The organism is Ensifer sp. YR511 (assembly GCF_900103045.1).
GTDB classification, from domain to species: Bacteria; Pseudomonadota; Alphaproteobacteria; order Rhizobiales; family Rhizobiaceae; genus Ensifer; species Ensifer adhaerens.
Map to the genome: position 1 here is coordinate 36,730 of NZ_FNGR01000029.1, position 18,584 is coordinate 55,313.

The 18,584-nt window shown below is 65.0% G+C and carries 13 protein-coding genes; all 13 read left to right on the top strand.

The window, feature by feature from the left end; all coding sequences use genetic code 11:
• Positions 1-521 precede the first annotated feature (521 nt).
• Positions 522-1,787, top strand: coding sequence for a Pvc16 family protein (locus BLU15_RS30755; RefSeq protein ID WP_090300660.1), 1,266 nt, complete (start codon positions 522-524; stop codon positions 1,785-1,787).
• On the top strand, positions 1,784-3,664 hold the full coding sequence (locus tag BLU15_RS30760; protein ID WP_060519076.1) for an ATP-binding protein: 1,881 nt from the start codon (positions 1,784-1,786) through the stop codon (positions 3,662-3,664). Before BLU15_RS30755 ends, BLU15_RS30760 begins: the two co-directional genes overlap by 4 nt.
• Positions 3,661-3,930 (top strand): hypothetical protein, encoded by a 270-nt coding sequence (locus BLU15_RS39130; protein WP_060519078.1) that lies wholly within the window; start codon positions 3,661-3,663, stop codon positions 3,928-3,930. The genes BLU15_RS30760 and BLU15_RS39130 overlap by 4 nt, the downstream gene beginning before the upstream one ends.
• The gene (locus BLU15_RS30765) at positions 3,930-5,609 is read left to right on the top strand and encodes an eCIS core domain-containing protein (protein WP_090300716.1); all 1,680 of its coding nucleotides are present in this window, start codon (positions 3,930-3,932) and stop codon (positions 5,607-5,609) included. The genes BLU15_RS39130 and BLU15_RS30765 overlap by 1 nt, the downstream gene beginning before the upstream one ends.
• Positions 5,610-5,679: 70 nt before the next feature.
• On the top strand, positions 5,680-9,555 hold the full coding sequence (locus BLU15_RS30770; RefSeq protein ID WP_162741434.1) for an eCIS core domain-containing protein: 3,876 nt from the start codon (positions 5,680-5,682) through the stop codon (positions 9,553-9,555).
• 61 nt (positions 9,556-9,616) lie between these two features.
• On the top strand, positions 9,617-10,264 hold the full coding sequence (locus BLU15_RS30775) for a hypothetical protein (protein ID WP_060519084.1): 648 nt from the start codon (positions 9,617-9,619) through the stop codon (positions 10,262-10,264).
• Between the two features lie 9 nt (positions 10,265-10,273).
• Positions 10,274-10,582 carry a hypothetical protein gene (locus BLU15_RS30780; RefSeq protein WP_060519086.1) on the top strand — a complete coding sequence of 103 codons (309 nt, stop codon included), beginning with the start codon at positions 10,274-10,276 and terminating at the stop codon, positions 10,580-10,582.
• Positions 10,579-11,751 (top strand): hypothetical protein, encoded by a 1,173-nt coding sequence (locus tag BLU15_RS30785; RefSeq protein ID WP_090300664.1) that lies wholly within the window; start codon positions 10,579-10,581, stop codon positions 11,749-11,751. Before BLU15_RS30780 ends, BLU15_RS30785 begins: the two co-directional genes overlap by 4 nt.
• Positions 11,748-12,260 (top strand): phage baseplate assembly protein V, encoded by a 513-nt coding sequence (locus tag BLU15_RS30790; RefSeq protein WP_090300666.1) that lies wholly within the window; start codon positions 11,748-11,750, stop codon positions 12,258-12,260. The genes BLU15_RS30785 and BLU15_RS30790 overlap by 4 nt, the downstream gene beginning before the upstream one ends.
• Positions 12,257-12,589 (top strand): hypothetical protein, encoded by a 333-nt coding sequence (locus BLU15_RS30795; protein WP_060519092.1) that lies wholly within the window; start codon positions 12,257-12,259, stop codon positions 12,587-12,589. Before BLU15_RS30790 ends, BLU15_RS30795 begins: the two co-directional genes overlap by 4 nt.
• Entirely contained in the window at positions 12,586-12,945 is a 360-nt protein-coding gene (locus tag BLU15_RS30800) for a GPW/gp25 family protein (RefSeq protein WP_090300667.1), read from the top strand. Before BLU15_RS30795 ends, BLU15_RS30800 begins: the two co-directional genes overlap by 4 nt.
• Complete coding sequence (locus BLU15_RS39685) at positions 12,942-15,446, top strand: baseplate J/gp47 family protein (protein ID WP_162766056.1); 2,505 nt, start codon at positions 12,942-12,944, stop codon at positions 15,444-15,446. Before BLU15_RS30800 ends, BLU15_RS39685 begins: the two co-directional genes overlap by 4 nt.
• 2 nt (positions 15,447-15,448) lie before the next feature.
• On the top strand, positions 15,449-18,535 hold the full coding sequence (locus tag BLU15_RS30810; RefSeq protein WP_176960407.1) for a putative baseplate assembly protein: 3,087 nt from the start codon (positions 15,449-15,451) through the stop codon (positions 18,533-18,535).
• Positions 18,536-18,584: the final 49 nt, after the last annotated feature.

Consider the following 18,584-nt stretch of genomic DNA (forward strand, 5'->3'; position numbering starts at 1 on the left):
GCAGGCGTTGCTCCGGCTGCTCTTGCTTCGAGGCCGGCGGTCACGCCACCGGTGGCAACGTCGTCGCAAGCCGTTTTGGCCGCTGAAACCCCTCCGGTCGCGCACGCTCCCGTTTCGCTGCCCATCGCGCCGTCCGCCCCGGCGCCGGTGATCGCTAACGGCACACTTGCAGACGCTCTTGGGGACATGTCCGGCGAAACGGCCCGGGCGGATCCCGAACCGGCGGCGTCCCCTGTCGCTGCCGATGGTCGGCCGGTATCGCGATCATCGATTGTCCCGGTCCCGAGGGCCGCCCCGCCATTGCTTGCGCGCGAGGATACCGCGCCGAACTGGGCAGCGCAGGTCCCGCGAGGCAGGAACGCTGACCGAGCTGTGGAGCCGCAACAGCCGCCCCAGGTCGAGATCCGCATCGGCACCATCGAGGTGGTGATGGATCCGCCGCGAGGCGGACAACCAGCCCCGGCAAGGGCGGAGGCTCGGGGGATCAGCCTGGATGACTTTCTCGACGGGAGAGGTGGGCGATGAGCAACCCGCTGGCCATATCCACCGTCAGCGCAGCCTTTCTCCGGCGCATCCTGTCGGCGGCCAACGCCGCGGTGCCAAATGCCAAGGTGCGGTTGGGGGCGCCCACGGCCAAGCTTGCCGAGGATGCAGCGCCGCTCGTCAATCTTCATCTCTACCGGGTCGAGCCCAATGCCGCCCATGCCAATGACCATCTGCCGACGCGTGGTGCCACCGGCCAGATGCGCGGCCCCAGCAAGCTGGCGCTGAACCTGCACTATGTAATGAGCTTCTACGGCAATCACGACGCGTTCGAGCCCGATCTGATGCTGGGCGAGGTGATGCTGGCTCTGGAGCATGAGCCGCTGCTGAGCAAGACCACGATCCACAACGCCATCGAAGACAACGACGAGCTGGAAGATAGCGACCTGGAGGCGGCGTTGGCGCGGCTGCGCGTGACGCGCCAACTGATGACGATCGATGATTTCTCGAAGATCTGGTCAATCTTCTATCAGGTCCCCTATGTGCTGTCGCTCTCCTACGAGGTTAGCCATGTGGTGATCGAGACGTCCGCCACGCCACCGGTTCCTACCCCGGTGGCGCATCCCGGGCTTTGGGTCTCGCCGGTTTCAACGCTCCGGCTCGACGCAGCGGGCAGGGCGCCCGGCAGTATCATCCCGCCGGTCTGGGGCGGTATCCTCCACGTGGCGGGCAGGGGCCTGGCCAAGCCGGGGCTCGAGCTGGAAGTCGATGGTGGCGGTCTTGCCATGAGCGGGGTTCGGCAGTCGGAGGCGGCGCTTGCAGTGACGCTCGATGCCCCCACCTTCGGCGGCGTCGAGTTGGCCGTCGGCGTCCACAAACTGCAGGCGATTGCACCCAGGACCAGCGCTGACCAGCCGGATCACGTGCGCGCCCGCTCCAACGCATTGGCCTTTGCACTCAGCCCAGCGATCGTCGTCGGTACGATCACCGCGCCGGCGGGTGGAACGACGGCGACAGGTACGGTCGATATCGGCTTCACCCCTTCGATCCGGTCGGATCAGGCGGTCCGGTTGCTTCTCGATGTCCGCAACTCGGCAGCGCCGGCGCAGGTGATCCTGGCCGGGCGTATCCCTGTGGAGGGTGGAGCGAACGCCGCCTCGCTCACCTTTTCCTTTGTCAGCTTGCCGCGCGGCGATTATCTGGTGAGGGCCGATGTCGACGGGCTCCTCAGCCCGGTCACGCTCGACAGCACCGCGGGCAGCTCCACCTATGGCCAGATCATCGGCCCGGAGCTTTCGCTGTGAGCCGCGCCGAACATATCGCGTCCCTGGCCGACGCCTTCCCGGTCGTGCGCGCCTGGCTCGAACACGGCCCGGTCGCCGAAACCAAGCCGCCGCGCACCGCTGCCTGCGAGCTGGCCGAAATCTTCCGACTGGATGCGTTCGGTCGCAACATCCTGCTCTTGTGCGCCTATGTCGCCTTGGAACCGGACGGGCGTGACATCGTCGCCCGGTTGCTTGACGATCCTTTGACCTCTGCCCCCACGCTGTCGCTGGCACTGACGCGTCTGCCGGGCGCACACTGGAAGGGACTGTCGGCCGAGGCGCCACTGCGCCGGGCAGGGCTGGTCCGGATCGAGGGCAGCGGCTCGCTGGTCGATGCGCGCCTGCGCCTTGCGGACACGGTGCTGCTGCGCCTTGTCGGTGCGCCCTCGCTGGACGCCGGGGCCTCCGCCCTGCTGCGCCGCATTCCGCGACCGTTGTCATTGGCACCCAACCGCGCCACGCTCGCCCGGGAAATCGGTTCCCGCCTGTCTCTACCGGACACACCGGTGCTGCACCTGACCGGCGGCGATCCCGAGGGCAAGCTTTGCGCTTTTGCCGAAGCCTCAGCCGGGATCAACGCCATCACCTATGCGCTGAACTCGCAGCTTCTGCCCCAGACAGCCGTCGAACTGGTGGACTTCGCCGCTGGGCTCACCCGGGATATGATGCTGTGTGCCGGGCGGTTGGTGCTGATGCATGACGACATGGGCGAGACACGGACCGCCCAGCTCTTTGCCGAAACCTATGGCGGGCCGCTCGCCATCGCCTCGGTCGAACCGATGCGGGTCGGTCACCGGTTGGCGCTCCGCCTGGAGATGCCGCGCCTGAAGGCGTCCGAGCAGCTTGCCGTGTGGCACAGCGTTCTCAGTGATGACGATACCGATCTTATCCCGGCCCTGCCGCGCCTTGCCGCCACCTTCTGCGTGGCTCCCGAAGTTGCGCGTGCTGTCGCTGCAGAAATGTCGCTGGAGAGCAATCGCGATCCGAAGCATCTGGCGACCTGCGCCTGGGAGGCCTGCCGCCGCACCGCGCGGCCCCGCATGGACGACCTGGCGCATCGCGTGGCCTCGCCCGCGACGTGGGACGACCTGATCCTGGCGCCGCGACAGAAGGATGTGCTCGAAAGCATCATTGCCCAGGTGCGCAACCGCACGCAGGTCTACGAGGAGTGGGGCTTCGGCGTGCGGCTCCAGCACAAGGGGCTCGGGGTCTCGGCGTTATTTTCAGGCCCGTCGGGCGCGGGCAAGTCGATGGCCGGCGAAGTCATCGGCAATGCGCTCGACCTTGATGTCTACCGCGTCGACCTTTCCGCGATGGTCTCGAAATGGGTCGGCGAGACCGAGAAGAACCTGCGCCGGGTCTTCGATGCGGCCGAGGATGGCGGCGTGATCCTGCAATTCGACGAGGCCGATGCGCTCTTCGGCCGCCGCTCCGAGGTTAAGGACAGCCATGACCGCCACGCCAATATCGAGGTGAGCTACCTGCTCCAGCGGCTCGAGGCCTATCGCGGGCTTTGCATCCTGACCACCAATATGCGCGATAATATCGACGACGCGTTCCTGCGTCGCCTGCGCTTCATCGTCGATTTCCGCTTTCCCAATCTGGTCGAACGCCGGGCGATCTGGATGCGGATCTTTCCTGACGCACAACCTCGCGAGCAACTGGATTACGACAAGCTGGCACAGCTCAACCTGGCCGGCGGATCGATCCGCAACATCGCGCTGGGCGCGGCCTTCCTCGCGGCCGACCGCGGTTGCGCAGTGTCGATGGCCGAGATCCTGCAGGCGGCGCAACTCGAATACGACAAGGTTGGCCGGCCGATGACCGACGCTGAACGCGCGGGGTGGCTGCAATGACTGCCGGGCCACGGATCGTTCTCAACATCGACCGGCTTCGCGTTCATGGCGTGCACGCAAGCGACGCTGCCGCGTTGGCGAAGGGGCTGAGGACGGCGCTTGCCGCGCAGCTTGCCGCCAATGGCGGCGCGCTGGCCGGGCAGGGTGGCGCCGATCATTTGCGTTTGAGCCTGCCACCGGCTGCAGGGCGCGGCCCTAACGCGCTCGGACGTCTTGCCGGTCAGCGGATCGCCGGGGCGCTCACCCGCCCGAAAGGAGGTGGCTGATGTCCCTGCGCGCTGCTCTGCGTGCCCGACGTTCGATGCCCCGTTCCGCACGCAACCGTGGTGGCTCGGGCGTGTGTGAACCTAAGATGCGGCTGCCCGGATCGCTCAGCGCGGTGCCCGGCGTACTTCAGCGTAAGCCGGTGGTCGGTCCGGCGAACGACGCCTATGAGCGCGAGGCCGATCAGGTTGCCGGTACCGTCGCAAAGGGCAGTGCTGCACGGGCTGTCACGCCCATGACGGCCGCTTCGGTGCAGCGGCAAGGCGGCGGGTCCGGGGGCAACACTCGGGGCAACACTGGGGGCGGGCCATCCGGCGCTGCCACGGCGGCCAAAGCGGTTTCTGCGGGCGGCCGCATGCTCAGTGTCGCTGAAGCCGGCTTCTTCGTACCGCGTTTCCGGCGGGACCTTTCGCATGTGCGCGTCCATGAAGGGCCGCAGGTCGATCAGGCCGCGGCCATGATCGGGGCGCGCGCCTATACGCTTGGAAACGATATTGCGCTGGCCAAGGGCGAGTACATCCCCGGAACCACCGAGGGCCGACGCCTGATGGCGCACGAGTTGACGCATAGCCTGCAACAGACCGCTGGCGAGCAAACCATCCGCCGCGCGCCGGACGGCGAACGCAAGGCCACCGACTTCAAGAAAGTCACGATGGTCTTCAACGGTGAGGAACTGATCGTTTACGGCGACGGCGAGGAAATCATGCGCTACGACGGCGATTCCGGTCGCCCGATCAAGATTACCGAAGAGGATGCCAAGGCCTGCGGCGCAGATGTCGATGTCGACACCTATCTGAACGACAAACGTTTCACCGGCATCAAGGACAAGGGGCCGATCCCGGAGGGCACCTATAGTTTTTCGCCACCGGGTATCAGCCAATTTTCAACCGGGGAACAGCTGGACCTTTTGGTCGGCGGCATCGTCGGCAAGAAAAACGTCACGGTCCAGGGGCAGAGCATTCATGCCGGCGACTGGGGGGCGGGACGGGTGCACCTCAATCCTGTCGCGGTCAGGGAGGGGCCGTGTGGCAATGCCGGAAGGCGAAGCGCGTTCTTCCTGCACGGCGGGCTACTGCGCGGCAGCTCAGGCTGCATCGATATCCAAACCAGCTTCGACGAACTGGCTGCCTTTCTCGACGGCTACAAAAATCCGGTCACGCTCAAGGTCGAGTATACCGATCCGGCGACCAGGGTCGGGTTCTGGACTGGGCTCGGCGGCGCGCTTGCCTATCAGGGCTTCCATTTCACCAGTCAGGGAACCGGCTTGTTAGGCGCCGAGGTGGCGGGCGACAGGACAAGTTTCGTCGCCTCGCTGCAATACAATGTGCTGCTGGACTGGGCCGGCGGTGCCCTGACCGCCGGCGTTCATGTCGATGTGCCGGTCGACGATCGGGACGCCTTTATCCGCGCCGGATTGCGCGGCGGTGCGGAGTATCGTGTCTACCGGTCCCTCTACGGGCGGATCTTCGGAGGCGGTTACTATGATACCGCGCGCGGCGATCTTCCGGCCGGGTTCGGCCTCCAGGCCGGCGGCGGCCTCGGCTATGATTTCGGACCGGTGCAAATGGAGGTGCTCTACAATTTCCTGGCGCCTCTGGGCGACGAGGATGCCGCCACTTCAGGCCGACCGGAGCGCCAAAGGGCGCACCAGGTCCTCACAGGGATCGGCTTCGAATGGTAGGGCGGGGCGACATAGCGCGACCTGCGCCGGCGATTACCTGCAGCACCAGGCCAGCTGCCGGGGGGCTGCCATGTCCGTGAGCGTCGCCCAAGCCGCCAAGCCCCCCGCCTTTGCCGTCGCGACGCCGACGAAACACAAGGCCGAGCCGTTGCCGGATCAAGACCAGGTGCCTCGGCGCCTGCTTTCTTCGCTGTCCTCGGTTCCTTCGGTTCAGCGCGTCTGCGCTGAATGCGCCCGAGAGGATGACGAGCACACCATGCCAGTCATGCCGCGGCTTGAAGTGGGCCCGGTGGACGACCCGTTCGAGCGCGAAGCGGATGACATAGCCGGACGTGTGATGGCGACCCGCGAGCCAAATTCCGTTCAACGTGCCGGGCTCGACGCAGAAACGCCGGACGCCATGCCCCGTCGCATCAGGCGGAAATGCTCGGCCTGCGGAGGTGACGAAACGCCGGTGATACCGAGACTGGAGGTGGGACCGGTTGACCATCCGCACGAGGCCGAAGCGGATTCAATCGCAGCGACCGTCATGACCCAGCGCCCCGGCACCGGTCTTCAGCGCCGGAGCGAAGACGACGAGCCGGAAGTGATGGCACGCAGATCGGTCGTTCAACGCAAATGCGCCGCTTGCAGCGCTGCTGAGGAAGAGATGCCGGTCATGCCGCGTCGGGCCGTAGCGACGGTGCAGCGCATACCCTCGCCGCTGCTTGAGCGCGAGATGTTGCATGACTTGACTGACATGCCGCGGATGCGGGCCGACGGCCCTGCGGGTACCGAACACATTGCCGCCTCGGCCGGTCAGCTGGAATCCGGCGGCAGCGCCCTCTCGCCGCAAACCCGAGACTTTTTCGAAAGCCGCATGGGGCGCGACCTCTCTGACGTGCGCATCCATCGCGGCAGCGCCTCGGATGCGCTGAATGACAGCATCTCGTCGCTCGCCTTTACCTACCGCAATCATGTCTGGCTGGGGCGAAACGAAGCGGAAGCGCCGTCCTTCACTATGGCGCACGAATTGGCGCATGTGCTGCAACAGACCCAGCCGGATGAAGTGCAGCCGAAAGTGCGCCGCGTCCCGTCCGAGATCATCAGCGAAACGCTCTACTTCGGCGAGGATCCCCAAAAGACACCCACCCATGACCTCGTCGTTGCCGACGCGGTCAAGAAGAATGCAAAACTCATGGGTGAGGTGGCGGTGCCCAACGCGCAGCGCGACAAGGGCTCTGTGGACGACGGGTTTGGCTATGCCGACCTGGTCATCTCAGATCCCAACAAGCTCTGGGGACTGCGATTTGCACCGTACACTGGCATTGGCAGCAGCACCGGAACGGGGACCGGAACTGGCGCTGGCGGGCCGACCGCACTGCCGTGGTACGTCGTGTCGGACGGCGGTAAGAACGTCGTACCCAAGAGCCTGGGTTACGACACAAGAAAGTCGCTTCACATCGGCGGCGCCGCGCTGAGACCGGGCGGAGGCTACGAGAAATACAGCACGGAATCGAGCCCTCGCTGGGCGACCACCGACTTCATTCGATCCGCACTCGATGCGCCCTCGAGCTACGAGATTGGCGACGTAAAATTCGCCGGTGACAGGGATCGCATGAGCGACGCGGAAAAACAGGTTGGCGACTACGCCACCGGTTTCAACGAAGCCGCCCGGCGCTACAACAAGACGGTGGAACAGAGCGAGGCCGTCAAGAATGGCACCGCGCCAGCCGGAACCCTGACCGGGTCGTCGCGAAGCAATTCGCTCGCCAGGACCAACTTCAGCGCCGCCAAGATGGCGAGCTCCGCCAGCAGCGGCGATTTCATCCCTCTGGAAAGTGCATTGAAGCTGCGCCTCAACAAGTACAGCAAGACGATCCTTGGTCGTGACAAGTACGAGAACGTTACAGGGTTCACCTATACGGGGAAGTCCTATTACCGGCAGAAAAGCGGCGCCAAGTTCCTGTGGGAGTATGTGTTCTGGCCCGATGAAATCAAGGAACAGGACACCAGCACATCACGGTCCAACCGGCGCGACAAGCTGACCGAGGCGAGCCAGACCCTGTACGACCAAATGGTCTCTTCGCCGACGGGCAAGAAGGTGATGCCGCTGCGCCATGCCGATGCCCGCGTTCAACCCAAGAAACCAAAAAAGCCGCTGCCGCCACAGGAGGATCCGTTCCAGGCGCAGTACAACACCTGGAAGGAAAAGCAGAGAACCTTCACCAGGACCTTTGCCGACTACACCAACATCAAGACCGGGACCGGTAAGGCGGACATCGCCAAGCTGGCCTTCGACACAGCGATCCAGAACACCGTCAAGCTGCTGGGTGGCACCGGTCCCGACGGTTCGCGACCGGTGCAGGACACAGCCGCGCTGACCAAGGCGCAAACCGAATTCAACCGTGCCGAGCTCATGGAAGGGCGGTCGGGGCGGATGCTCGGGGCAATGCGCAAGACCTTTGGTGCGACTTTCGTCAAGGCGCTCAACATCTACCACCGGCTGAAGACCAAGTTCGAAAACTTCCTGGCGGGCGCGAAGAAGCGCACGAGTGGCGGCAAGATCGGCAAGGCGATCATGAAGGTCGGCGGCGTGATCTTCGGCGCGATCATCAAGGTCATGCTGCCGCAGGTTGGCGCCTATCTGGTCGACTGCGTCGAGGAAGGGTTCAAATCGCTGCTGAAGTCGATGATCGGCTCCGATTTCAGCAAATACACCGACTCGATCGAAGGCGAGTTCGTCAAGAAGTATGAGGAAATCGCGGCTCAGATCGAAGCCAAGGTCGAAGAGGCGGCCGAGGCGATCAAGACCCGTTTCGGCAGCATCTATGAAGCCGTGATGGACACCTGGGAAGCTGCCAAGACCCTGATCAGCATCGCCCGGCATGTGTTCAACGTCGCCCGCATCGCCTCCTGCGCCGCCGGCGGGCTCGAAACGGTGGGAATTTCCTGCGTCGTTGCCGGTGTCGACTACATCCTTTCGCTCTTCGACATCTCGCCCAGCGAGTATCTTCTGTCGCACATGCTGGGCTCCTGTGTCGCACAGGACCTGATCAAGGAGTTCATCCTCGGCCGGGCGATCATCCAGAACCTGCCGAAGGAAATCGCCGAGACGATCCGCAGCCATCTCAAGGACATCCTGCCGCCCGAGGTGAAGCCGCTGCTTTGCGATCATATCGGCGATGCGCCCGATCTGCCTGACGCGGCCGAGGTCCCGTGCGAAGACATCGACAATCCAGGTAGCGGACGGGGCGGCAGCGACCTCTCGAAACCGCCGCCGGGCTTCCCGCCGGGCATGAACGAGCGCCGGGCCACCCAGAAGGAAATCCGCGAACATGGTCGCCTGGGCACTGGAATCGTTGACAACGCAGGCAAGGTCGACCGCAGCAAACTGCCGGAAGAATTCCGCAAGCTGCTCGAGCCGGAAGCGCCGCCGCCTCCGGGCACTCCGGAGGTCTGGGATCCACCGGACAAGAGCAGCCCGCCGACCGCCAAAAGCAGCCCACCGGCGGACAAGCAAACCGTACCCGACGCGGCAAAAGACAAGCCCGCGGGACAGCCCCCCGAGCAGAAGCCCGCAGGCGGCGCGGCCGGCGGCAGCGGCGGCCAACCCGGATCCGGCGGGCAATCGACCCAGTCGGTACGCCGTGGACAAATCGCCGATCCGAGCGGGACGGTAACGAGCTATCACACCATCCTGCCAGGGCCGTCCGGTGGTTTCGCGCAAGGGCGGGGCGACGCCAAGACCTTGTTCGACGTCTACCTCTACGTCCAGACGTCGGACTTGAAGACCTTCGGACCGCTACCCATCCGGATCAAGGTCATCGAGGTGGGGCGTGACAAGTCCGGTGACTGGATCAAGTACCTCCCGGACGGCCCCTATGTGCTGAAGAACGATACCGAAATCGAGATCAATCCCACCGGCAGCGACGGATTCTGGGCAAAGCTGAGTGCTGACAGATGAGACCGTTTCCAAAGAATGACTTCACTGGTTCCACGTCCGGCGTCTCAGATCGGAGCTTGCTATGACGGGTCTAACCATCTCTCCGCAAGTCCAGAAAGGCGCTCTTGTCGGGCTTGATCTTTTCAACCCGCTCTCTTCGGTGGCGATCTTCCAGTACAACCCCGACCAGATCACCCGGTCGATCGCGCCGAACTACAGCCAGGCAGGCAACGGGCGGGCGGAACCGTTGCGGCTGGCGGGGCCTCCCACGGAGACGATCAGCGCCAACCTCAAGATGGACCTGATCGACCAGATGGAAGAGGGCGAGAACGGACCTCTGGGCGGCGGCATTTCGGGCTATCTCGCAGCACTCGAGATGATGGTCTATCCGAAAACCATCGCCGTTGCGATCAATCAGGCGCTGATGCTGGCAGGAACCATGGAGGTGGTGCCGCCGGCCGCACCGCTGACGCTTTTCATCTACGGCTGGAAGCGGGTGGTGCCTGTCAAGATCGAAAGTCTGTCGATCACCGAGACCGCGCACGACCCGGCTTTAAACCCGATCCGCGCCGATGTCGCGGTCTCGATGAAAGTGCTGACCTACAACGATCTGTCCATGACCAACCCGGGCTACTGGGCCTTCCTGACCCACCAGGTGATCAAGGAGACGCTCGCCACCGTCGCAAGCGTCAACAACATCGCCGATGTGGCGGGCAACCTGGATTTCTGAGAGGGCGTGATGATCACAGCAACGAGCCGATACGCCATCGCCACCGAAACCGAATTCACCCGGCCGGACGGCAGCAAAGTGCGCCACATCGTGCCGCCGATCCTGCCGCACCCCGAGGATCACACCGTGGCGCGCCAGCACCGCGTCACCGACAGCGACCGCGCGGATATCATCGCCGCACAGACCTATGGCCAGGCGACCGCCTGGTGGATGATCGCCAATGCCAATTCCGCCGCGCATCCCGACCAGTTGACCGCGGTGCCCGGCGCTCCACTGGTCATTCCGATGCCCGATGCGAGGGGAGGCAGGACCACGTGAGCGCCTTCGGCAACATCCTCGGCATTCGCGTCACGCTGCTTCTGGGCAGGGAGGCCGTCGTGCTGCCCGCACCGCTCGAGGCGATGGAGGCGATCGAAGAGATCGAGGTGCGCCAGGCGATGAAAAAGGACTCAGGCTTCAAGATCACGCTGCTGGCCGGGCGAGAGGGACCGCTTGGCGCATTTGGCCCTCCGTTCGTCAATGATCCCCGGTTCCAGCGCGGAGCGCGGGTGGTGGTCGTTGTCTGGAACGGGGTGGTGCCGACGCCGATCTTCGACGGGGTGGTGACCAAGACCCAGTACATACCCGGCGAAGGGTCGAATGAAGGCAAGTACCTGATGTTGGGCCGCGACCTGACTTTTGTCATGGACCGCGAAGAGAAACGCGCCCAGCACCCGGCTCAGGACGAAACCGTGATCATGAATGCCATGGCGCTGAAATATGCCACCTACGGCGTGATCCCGGTGATTATGCCGCCGCCGGTGATCGATCCGCCGATCCCGGTCGACCGCACGCCGCAGCAGACCTGCACGGACCTCGGCTATGCCAAGAAGATGGCCAGGCGCCACGGCTACAAGGTGTTCATCGATCCCGGCCCGGCGCCGGGGATCAGCCAGCTCTACTTCGGCCCGGTGCCGCGCCCCGGCCTGCCGCAGAAGCCGATCTCGGTCAATCTGGGGCCAATGTCGGATGCCTACGACGTCACGGTCAACCACGATGGCGAGACCCTGACGGCTGCGCGCGCCAAGGTGCATGACCGCTCCACAGGGCAGGTGGTTTCGCTGGAGATCCCGACCTCCACCAACACGCCGATGTCGGCCCTGTCGGAGGCGCTGACGCAGATGGGCAATATCAAGACGAAGGAGATAGTGACCTCGGGCCTCAACACCGCGCAGGTGCTTGCGCGTCTGATGGCTGAGGTGAACGAACCGGCCGAAAGGGTACTGGAGGTGACCGGCACCATCGACAACACGCGCTACAACGCGGTGCTTAAACCCTACTACGCGGTCGATATCCGCGGCCTGGGGATGATCTACAACGGAACCTATACGGTGGCCGAAGTCAGGCACGTGCTCAAACCCGGTGCCTATACCCAGTCGTTCGCACTTCAGCGCGACGGGCTCTATCCGATCCTGCCGGCCGTCGCACCGGAGGTATCGCCGATATGAGCTGCGAGGACGAAAAATTCTTCGGCAAATACCGCGGCAAGGTTGAGCTCAACATCGACCCCTTGGGCCTTGGCCGGGTGCAGGTCAGCGTGGCTGATGTCATGGGGGATGGCACGCTCGCCTGGGCCATGCCCTGTCTGCCGGGCGCCGGACCGGGCGTTGGCATCTTCGCCATCCCGCCCTCGGGCGCCAATGTCTGGGTCGAGTTCGAGCGCGGCGACCCGGACTATCCAATCTGGTCTGGCGGGTTCTGGGACGCCGGAGACACGCCGGCGGCGATGGGGCCGACGCAGGCGCTGACGCGGATCTGGGCGGGCGACAACTTCAAACTGGAGGTGCTCGACGCGCCGGGCATGGGGGAACTCACGCTCAGCATGACCACGGCCATGGGGGATGCCGTGCTGAAGGCGGGGGCGGACGCCATGGAACTGAGCTTTTCCGGATCGACGGTCAAGCTTGGTCCCGATGGGGTCACGATCAACAACGGAAATCTGAAGGTGCTGCCATGACCACGCCGATCGTCACGCAGGGAACCGTCGCCACCTGCCCGCATTCCATCCCGATCACGATCGCGGCGACGGGTGTGAAGCTTTTGATCGACGGCACGCCGGCAGCCCTTCTCGGCGACAAGGGCACGATCGCAGGTTGCCCGTTCACGACGCCCGAACCCAAGCCGCAGCCCTGTCTCATTGCTGAGTTCACCAAGGCGGCCAGCAAGGTGCAGTCGGCCGGCAAGCCGGTGTTGTTGGTCAATCCCGGCGACCTTTGCAAATCCGGCCAGATCCCCAACGGTCCGGTGGTCTGGTCTTCGCCGCAAACCAAGGTTGTCGCGATATGACCTGGTTTTCCTTCCCCTACCGGATCTCAGCCGCCGGAACCACGGCCGAGGTCGACCGCGACCAGCAGATCCGCGACATGATCGAGCAGGTGCTGTTCACGCGCCGCGGCGAGCGGCTCAACCGGCCTGAATTCGGTGCCGGGCTGCACGAGATGGTGTTTTCGGAGAACACGCCGGAGATCGCAGCCGCCGTCCAGCACATGGTCCAGGGGGCGCTTCAGCAATGGCTGGTCGAGGTGATCGAACTGCGTGGTGTGCGGGTTGAGGCCGTGGACAGCCAGTTGCGGGTCACGGTCGTCTACAGCCGGCTCGGCGACGACGAGATTCGCCGCGCCGTGGTGGAGGGCGCGATATGACGAAGTGCAGGTGTCATTGCGGCACGTCGCTGCGCCGGCAGAGGGTTCTGGAAAGCAACGCCGACATGGGCGGCGGGCTTGAGATCAACGGCATCGACTTCGTCGAGGTGTTGGACAGCGGCGCACCGGCTGGCATGGCGCAGAAACTGCTCGACGTAGCTTTCCTCAAACCCGATGGCGTCGCGGCCCTGAACGAGGACAACTTCGCCGTGACAGGCGGAACGCGGGTCAAGGGCATCAAGGTGCTATCGCTGGCGCTGCAGCCGGACGGGTTGACCCAGCGGCTGACCCTGGACCAGGCCGGGGATTTCTCGCCTTATGTGCTGTCGCTGCGGCAAGGGGCGGTGAACGCTGCACCGCCCGCCAATATGGATCGCCAGCTGGCGAGCGTGTGCTTCTCCTTCAAAGTCGAATGCCGCTCGGATTTCGATTGCGCCGACCCTGCACTTTCGGTTCCGGCGCGTCGTCAGGGGCCGCCGATAGATTACCTGACCCGCGATTTCACCGGCTTTCGCACGATGATGCTGGACCGCATGTCTGCCACCATGGCCGACTGGACCGAGCGCAATCCGGCGGACCTGGGCGTGACCCTTGTTGAGGTGCTGGCGGATGCTGCCGACAAGGTGAGCTGGTTTCAGGATGCCATAGTCACCGAAGCGTTCTTCGAGCGCACGCGCTTTCGGCAGTCACTCGTGCGCCACGCCCGGCTGCTCGGCTATCGTCCGGGCGAGGGTTGCAATGCGCGCACAGCCGTCGCCGTGACGGCGGATGTCGACCGGGATGGCGCACCTGACGTGATTGCGCGCGGCACCCGGTTCCTGACCCGCCCAGAGGACCGGGGGCAGCAGCGGCCGACGGTGATCACACCAGAGGCGGAGCTTTTCGAAGACATGGTCCGACGTGGGTCAGTGGTGTTCGAGGCACTGGAACCGCTGAAGTCGCTGCGCGTGGCGCGCAACGATGCGGGCTTCCACGATTGGGGCGACGAGGGCTGCTGCCTCACCAAGGGCGCAACCTCCGCTTTCCTGACGAAGGCTCCCGGCGATCTTGACCTTGCGGCAGGCGATCTTCTTTTGTTGGAGGAGCGCATTCCTTTTGGCGGTAGCACCGAGGATCCGCCGGATCCGACGCACCGCCAGGTCGTGCGTCTGTCGGAAGGCCCCAAGCCTGCAAGTGATCCGATCTTCGGTCTCGCCTTGACTGAGGTGCGCTGGTTCGCCGAAGACGCGTTGAGGTTCGCTCTGCCGATCGGTACCCTCGATGGCAAGCCGATGTCGGTGGCGCGTGGCAATGTTCTATTGGTCGACGAAGGCCGTACCGTCGATCACGGCGACCCCGCGCACGAAGACGAAATCCTCTTGGAAACCCTCTCCACCGACGGCCTGCTGCCAGATGACGGGCCTGGCCAGGTGCTGCGCTACCGGCTGGCCGCCGGAGAGGTGGTGCGCGCGCCGCCTTTCGATCCGGAGAGTGCACGCACCGCCTCGGCGGCTGCGTCGCTTTCGCCGGTGGCCGAACCGGTCGCACAGGTCGCGCTCGTCGGCGACGGTGAGATATGGACGACGGTGCCGGACCTTCTGGCGTCGGAGCGTTTCGCGCCGCATGTGGCGGTCGAGGCAGGCACCGTGCCAGGGGCGGCCTATGTGCGCTTCGGCGACGGGGTACTGGGCCGCCGCCCAACCGATGGAGCCGCGTTTGTCGCGCGTATCCGTCACGGCGGCGGTTTGCGCGGCAACATCGGGGCCGGCGCGATCGCCCATGTGGTGACCGGCGACGGCAACGGCATCTTCGCGCTGAGCAACCCTGTCCCGGCAACCGGCGGCATCGTGCCGGAACCACGCACGGCAGTGCATGTTGCCGCGCCACAGGCGTTTCGCGTCTCGCGTCGTGCGGTCACGGCGGCCGACTACGCCGTGGTTGCCGCCCGCCACCCGAGCGTCGAACGAGCCTTCGGGCGCCGCCGCTGGACCGGCAGCTGGCACACGGTCACGCTGGCGCTCGACCTCGTCGGAGGCGGCGAGGTGGACGCTGCAGTCGAGGCCGAGTTGCGCGCGTTCATCGAAGATCATCGGTTGGCGGGCCACGATCTAGAATTTGTCTCGCCGGTCTTCGTACCGCTCGACATCATCCTCTTTGTCTGTGCCGCGCCCGACGCCTATGCGTCGGACATCAACCGCGATCTCCTGGCGCTCTTTTCCGATCGCGATCTGCCGGATGGAACCCGCGGGCTCTTTCATCCGGATGTCCTGGAGTTCGGAGCGGACGTGGCGTTGTCGCCGATGATCGCCCGCGCGATGCGGATCGACGGCGTGTCCTGGATCGGCACCACCGACGAAAGCAACGCGCCGGTGGGCCGTTTTGCCCGGATGGATCAGCCCGGTGTGGACTATGCCGCCGAGGCGATCCTGCCGATCGCCAGCGCCGAGATTGCCCGGCTCGACAACGATCCCAGCCGTCCCGAGAACGGCCGGGTCCGCTTCATCGTGGAAGGGGGGCGCTGATCATGGCAACGCGCGACAAAAGCTCGCCGTGTGGCGGCATCGACCTTGGTCCGCATCGCCCTGCCAACCGTGCCGGGCTTTCACAGGTGGATTACCGGATCACGACCCAGCCCGAGGCGCTGGCGCGAATGCTGCATCTTCTGCCGCGACACGGGGTGATAGACCCGGAGACCGGTGCCGAGCTCCAGCCGTTGGAGGCGTTGCGGACGCGCGACCTTCGCGATCCGACGATCAGCCTGTTCGACGCCTGGGCCATGGCCTGCGACGTGGTGTCCTTCTATTCGGAGCGCATCGCCAACGAAGGTTTCATCGGGACCGCCACCCAGCGCCGTTCGGTGCTCGAATTGGCGCGGATGATCGGCTATGAGCTCGCCCCCGGCGTGGCGTCCAGCGCCCATCTGGCATTCTCGGTCGAGGACACGGACAATCCCTATCGCGTGGTCCAGATCGGTATCGGTGTGCAGGCGATGTCGATTCCGCACGAGAAGGGCAAACTGCCGCAGATCTTCGAAACGGTCGAAGAGATCACCGCACGCGCCGAATGGAACAACATTCACGCCCGAACCGAGCGTCCTCAGAACCTGGTGCTCTACAACAACCTCGAAAGTGATGGGGACACAGCCAACGGCACGCTCTACCTCTTCGATCTGGACAACTCATTCGACGACGCCACATTGGCCGATCCTGACCTCGTTACCATTGCTGCCGAGGCGGATCTGGAACACTACCACCCGATGACCCGACGGCTCGATCTGCCCGCCGCGCTGGCGAAACGTATCGAGGACAACGAAACGAACGAAGAGATCGACCCGGTGCTCTACGCGCTGCCGGTGAACGAGGTCTGCCTTACGGGGCTCGGGCTCAACCTGCGCAAGGGCACCCGGTTGTTGGCGGTGGCGCAGGCGGCGAGCGATGGCGCGCCGGTCACGGCCATACCGATGCGGGTGGTATCGGCCACCGAGGACCGAGCCTTCGGCCTGACGAAAGTCGTTTTGACGCGCAGCGGCCACGCGCCCGAGAAGGTGCGCCGCGCACCGCCCTTCCGGCTCGCGAAACTGCTGATCGGCATCATGCCCTCGATGCGCATCGCGCTGGGCACTCAGGCGATCGAGACGCATGTGCGCGGCCGGACCTGGTCGGGAGACGGGCTCTCGGCGCTGGTGCAATCCCAATCCTGGCAGCGCGCCAAAATCATGACGCTGGTTCGCCTGCTGGTCTTGCCGCCGCCGGAGAAGGACGATGGCGAGGTGCCGGCACTCGGCCTGCATGTCATGCGCGACAGTTCCGGGTTCTTCGGCAGTACTGCGCCGCTCCACGCCACGGTGAATTATGGCACCAAGGCCGATGGGACCTATGACAAGGGTCCCTATACCCACAACTGGGATGGGGCCACGGGCGGATCACCCAACACGATCTGGCTGGACGGGATGGGGGCAAAGTACGTCGACAAGGGCGCCTCCCACGTCTACCTCGACCGCGAGCTGAAGGAATTGCAGCCCAACGGCTGGGCGATCATCGAGAACGCCGCGGGCGGGTCTCTCGGTTTGCGGGTCGTGCATGCGGCGGCGGAATCACGGGCGGACTACGCAATCACGGGAAAGTCGACCGGCGTGGGGTTCCGCAGCGCCAATGGCGGACTGTTGGAGCTCGGCGGCACCGACTCGACCACAATCTACAATTCCTTCCTGTTTCGGGGTTCGCAGATCCATGCGGTCAGCGCGCATCTTCCGCTTGCCGGTGTGCCGCTGTCGCGGGAGCTGCCGCACAGGTCCACCTCGGTCGAGCTGGACCGGCTTTATCTTGATCTCGAACGCGGACGGCCCGTTTCGCTTTCCGGCGCACGCAACGATGCCGAGGGCATCACCGGGCGCGAGACCCATATCATCGACGAGGTCCAGCATATCGACGGGATCACGCGGCTGGTGCTGACCGGCGAGACCGCCTGGCCCTATGACCGCACCACCGTGCGCATCAACGCAAATGTCGCGCTCGCCACCCATGGCGAGGCGGTGGCCGAAGACCTCGGGAATGGCGACGCCCGGCTGACGTTCCAGACCTTCACGCTGAAGAAGCCGCCGCTCACTTACGTTTCAGCCGCAAACGAGGCCGGTCGCGCCTCGACCCTGAAGATCCGTATCGACGGTGCGCTCTGGCAGGAGGTGACGGCACTGGGCCAGGCCGGGCCGGAGGACCCCGTCTACGAGGTGCGCCTGTCCGACGACGGCAAGGCGCATGTGCGCTTCGGTGACGGCCGGACCGGGCGTCGCCTGCCCACCGGCTTGCTGAACGTAAAGGCGGAGTACCGCAGCGGCATCGGCCGCGCCGGCGAAGTGCCGGAAGAGGCGATCAGTCAGCTGAGAACCCGGCCGCTCGGTGTGCGCGCAGTGGTGAACCCGTCGCCCGCAACAGGCTCGGCCGATCCCGAGACGCTGGATAGCGCGCGCGAAACCGCACCGGGCACGGTCAAGACCCTCGGGCGCATCGTCTCGCTCACCGACTACGCCGATTTTGCGCGTAGTTTTGCCGGCATCGGCAAGGCCCGGGCGTGCGAGCTGTGGTCAGGGCAGAACAAGGTGATCCATGTCACGGTGGCCCCTGAAGCGGACGCCGAGCTCACGGCAAGCGATCCGCTGATGTCCAACCTTGCCGATGCAATGGCCAAGGCGCGCGATCCTGCACGTCCCCTGATCTTGCAACCCTACGCGCGCCGGTTCTTTGCCCTGACGGCCAAGATTTATCCCGATCCGACCTACCGCGCCGAGGACGTCAAGCTCTGGGCGCGCCAGCAGATCGAGGCGCTTTTCGGTTACGACGCGCGCAAGCTCGCCCAATCGGTGAGTGCTGCCGAGGTCATTGCCGCGCTGCATCGGGCGCGCGGTGTCGTATCGGTCGATCTCGACGCGCTCGAGGTGCTGCTCGACGGCTCTACCACCGGTTCCGTGGCTGCTGATCTGTCCTCGGTGCTGCCCTCGCTCCCAGCCGTCGGGCCGGGCCAGCGCGGGCAGCGCCACGACTTTGCCCCGGCGCAATTGCTGACCGTGCTGCCGTCGGCGGTCAGCCTGACGATGATGGAGACCGCAAATGTATAATCGCGCGACCGGCAACCTTTTCGAACGGCTGCCCAGCCATTTCCGCACG

Bases quoted from the DNA above. Each gene is read 5' to 3' on its own strand.
- BLU15_RS30755 (WP_090300660.1), top strand. From the start codon at position 522: ATGAGCAACCCGCTGGCCATATCCACCGTCAGCGCAGCCTTTCTCCGG.
- BLU15_RS39130 (WP_060519078.1), top strand. From the start codon at position 3,661: ATGACTGCCGGGCCACGGATCGTTCTCAACATCGACCGGCTTCGCGTT.
- BLU15_RS30765 (WP_090300716.1), top strand. From the start codon at position 3,930: ATGTCCCTGCGCGCTGCTCTGCGTGCCCGACGTTCGATGCCCCGTTCC.
- BLU15_RS30770 (WP_162741434.1), top strand. From the start codon at position 5,680: ATGTCCGTGAGCGTCGCCCAAGCCGCCAAGCCCCCCGCCTTTGCCGTC.
- BLU15_RS30775 (WP_060519084.1), top strand. From the start codon at position 9,617: ATGACGGGTCTAACCATCTCTCCGCAAGTCCAGAAAGGCGCTCTTGTC.
- BLU15_RS30780 (WP_060519086.1), top strand. From the start codon at position 10,274: ATGATCACAGCAACGAGCCGATACGCCATCGCCACCGAAACCGAATTC.
- BLU15_RS30790 (WP_090300666.1), top strand. From the start codon at position 11,748: ATGAGCTGCGAGGACGAAAAATTCTTCGGCAAATACCGCGGCAAGGTT.
- BLU15_RS30795 (WP_060519092.1), top strand. From the start codon at position 12,257: ATGACCACGCCGATCGTCACGCAGGGAACCGTCGCCACCTGCCCGCAT.
- BLU15_RS30800 (WP_090300667.1), top strand. From the start codon at position 12,586: ATGACCTGGTTTTCCTTCCCCTACCGGATCTCAGCCGCCGGAACCACG.
- BLU15_RS39685 (WP_162766056.1), top strand. From the start codon at position 12,942: ATGACGAAGTGCAGGTGTCATTGCGGCACGTCGCTGCGCCGGCAGAGG.
- BLU15_RS30810 (WP_176960407.1), top strand. From the start codon at position 15,449: ATGGCAACGCGCGACAAAAGCTCGCCGTGTGGCGGCATCGACCTTGGT.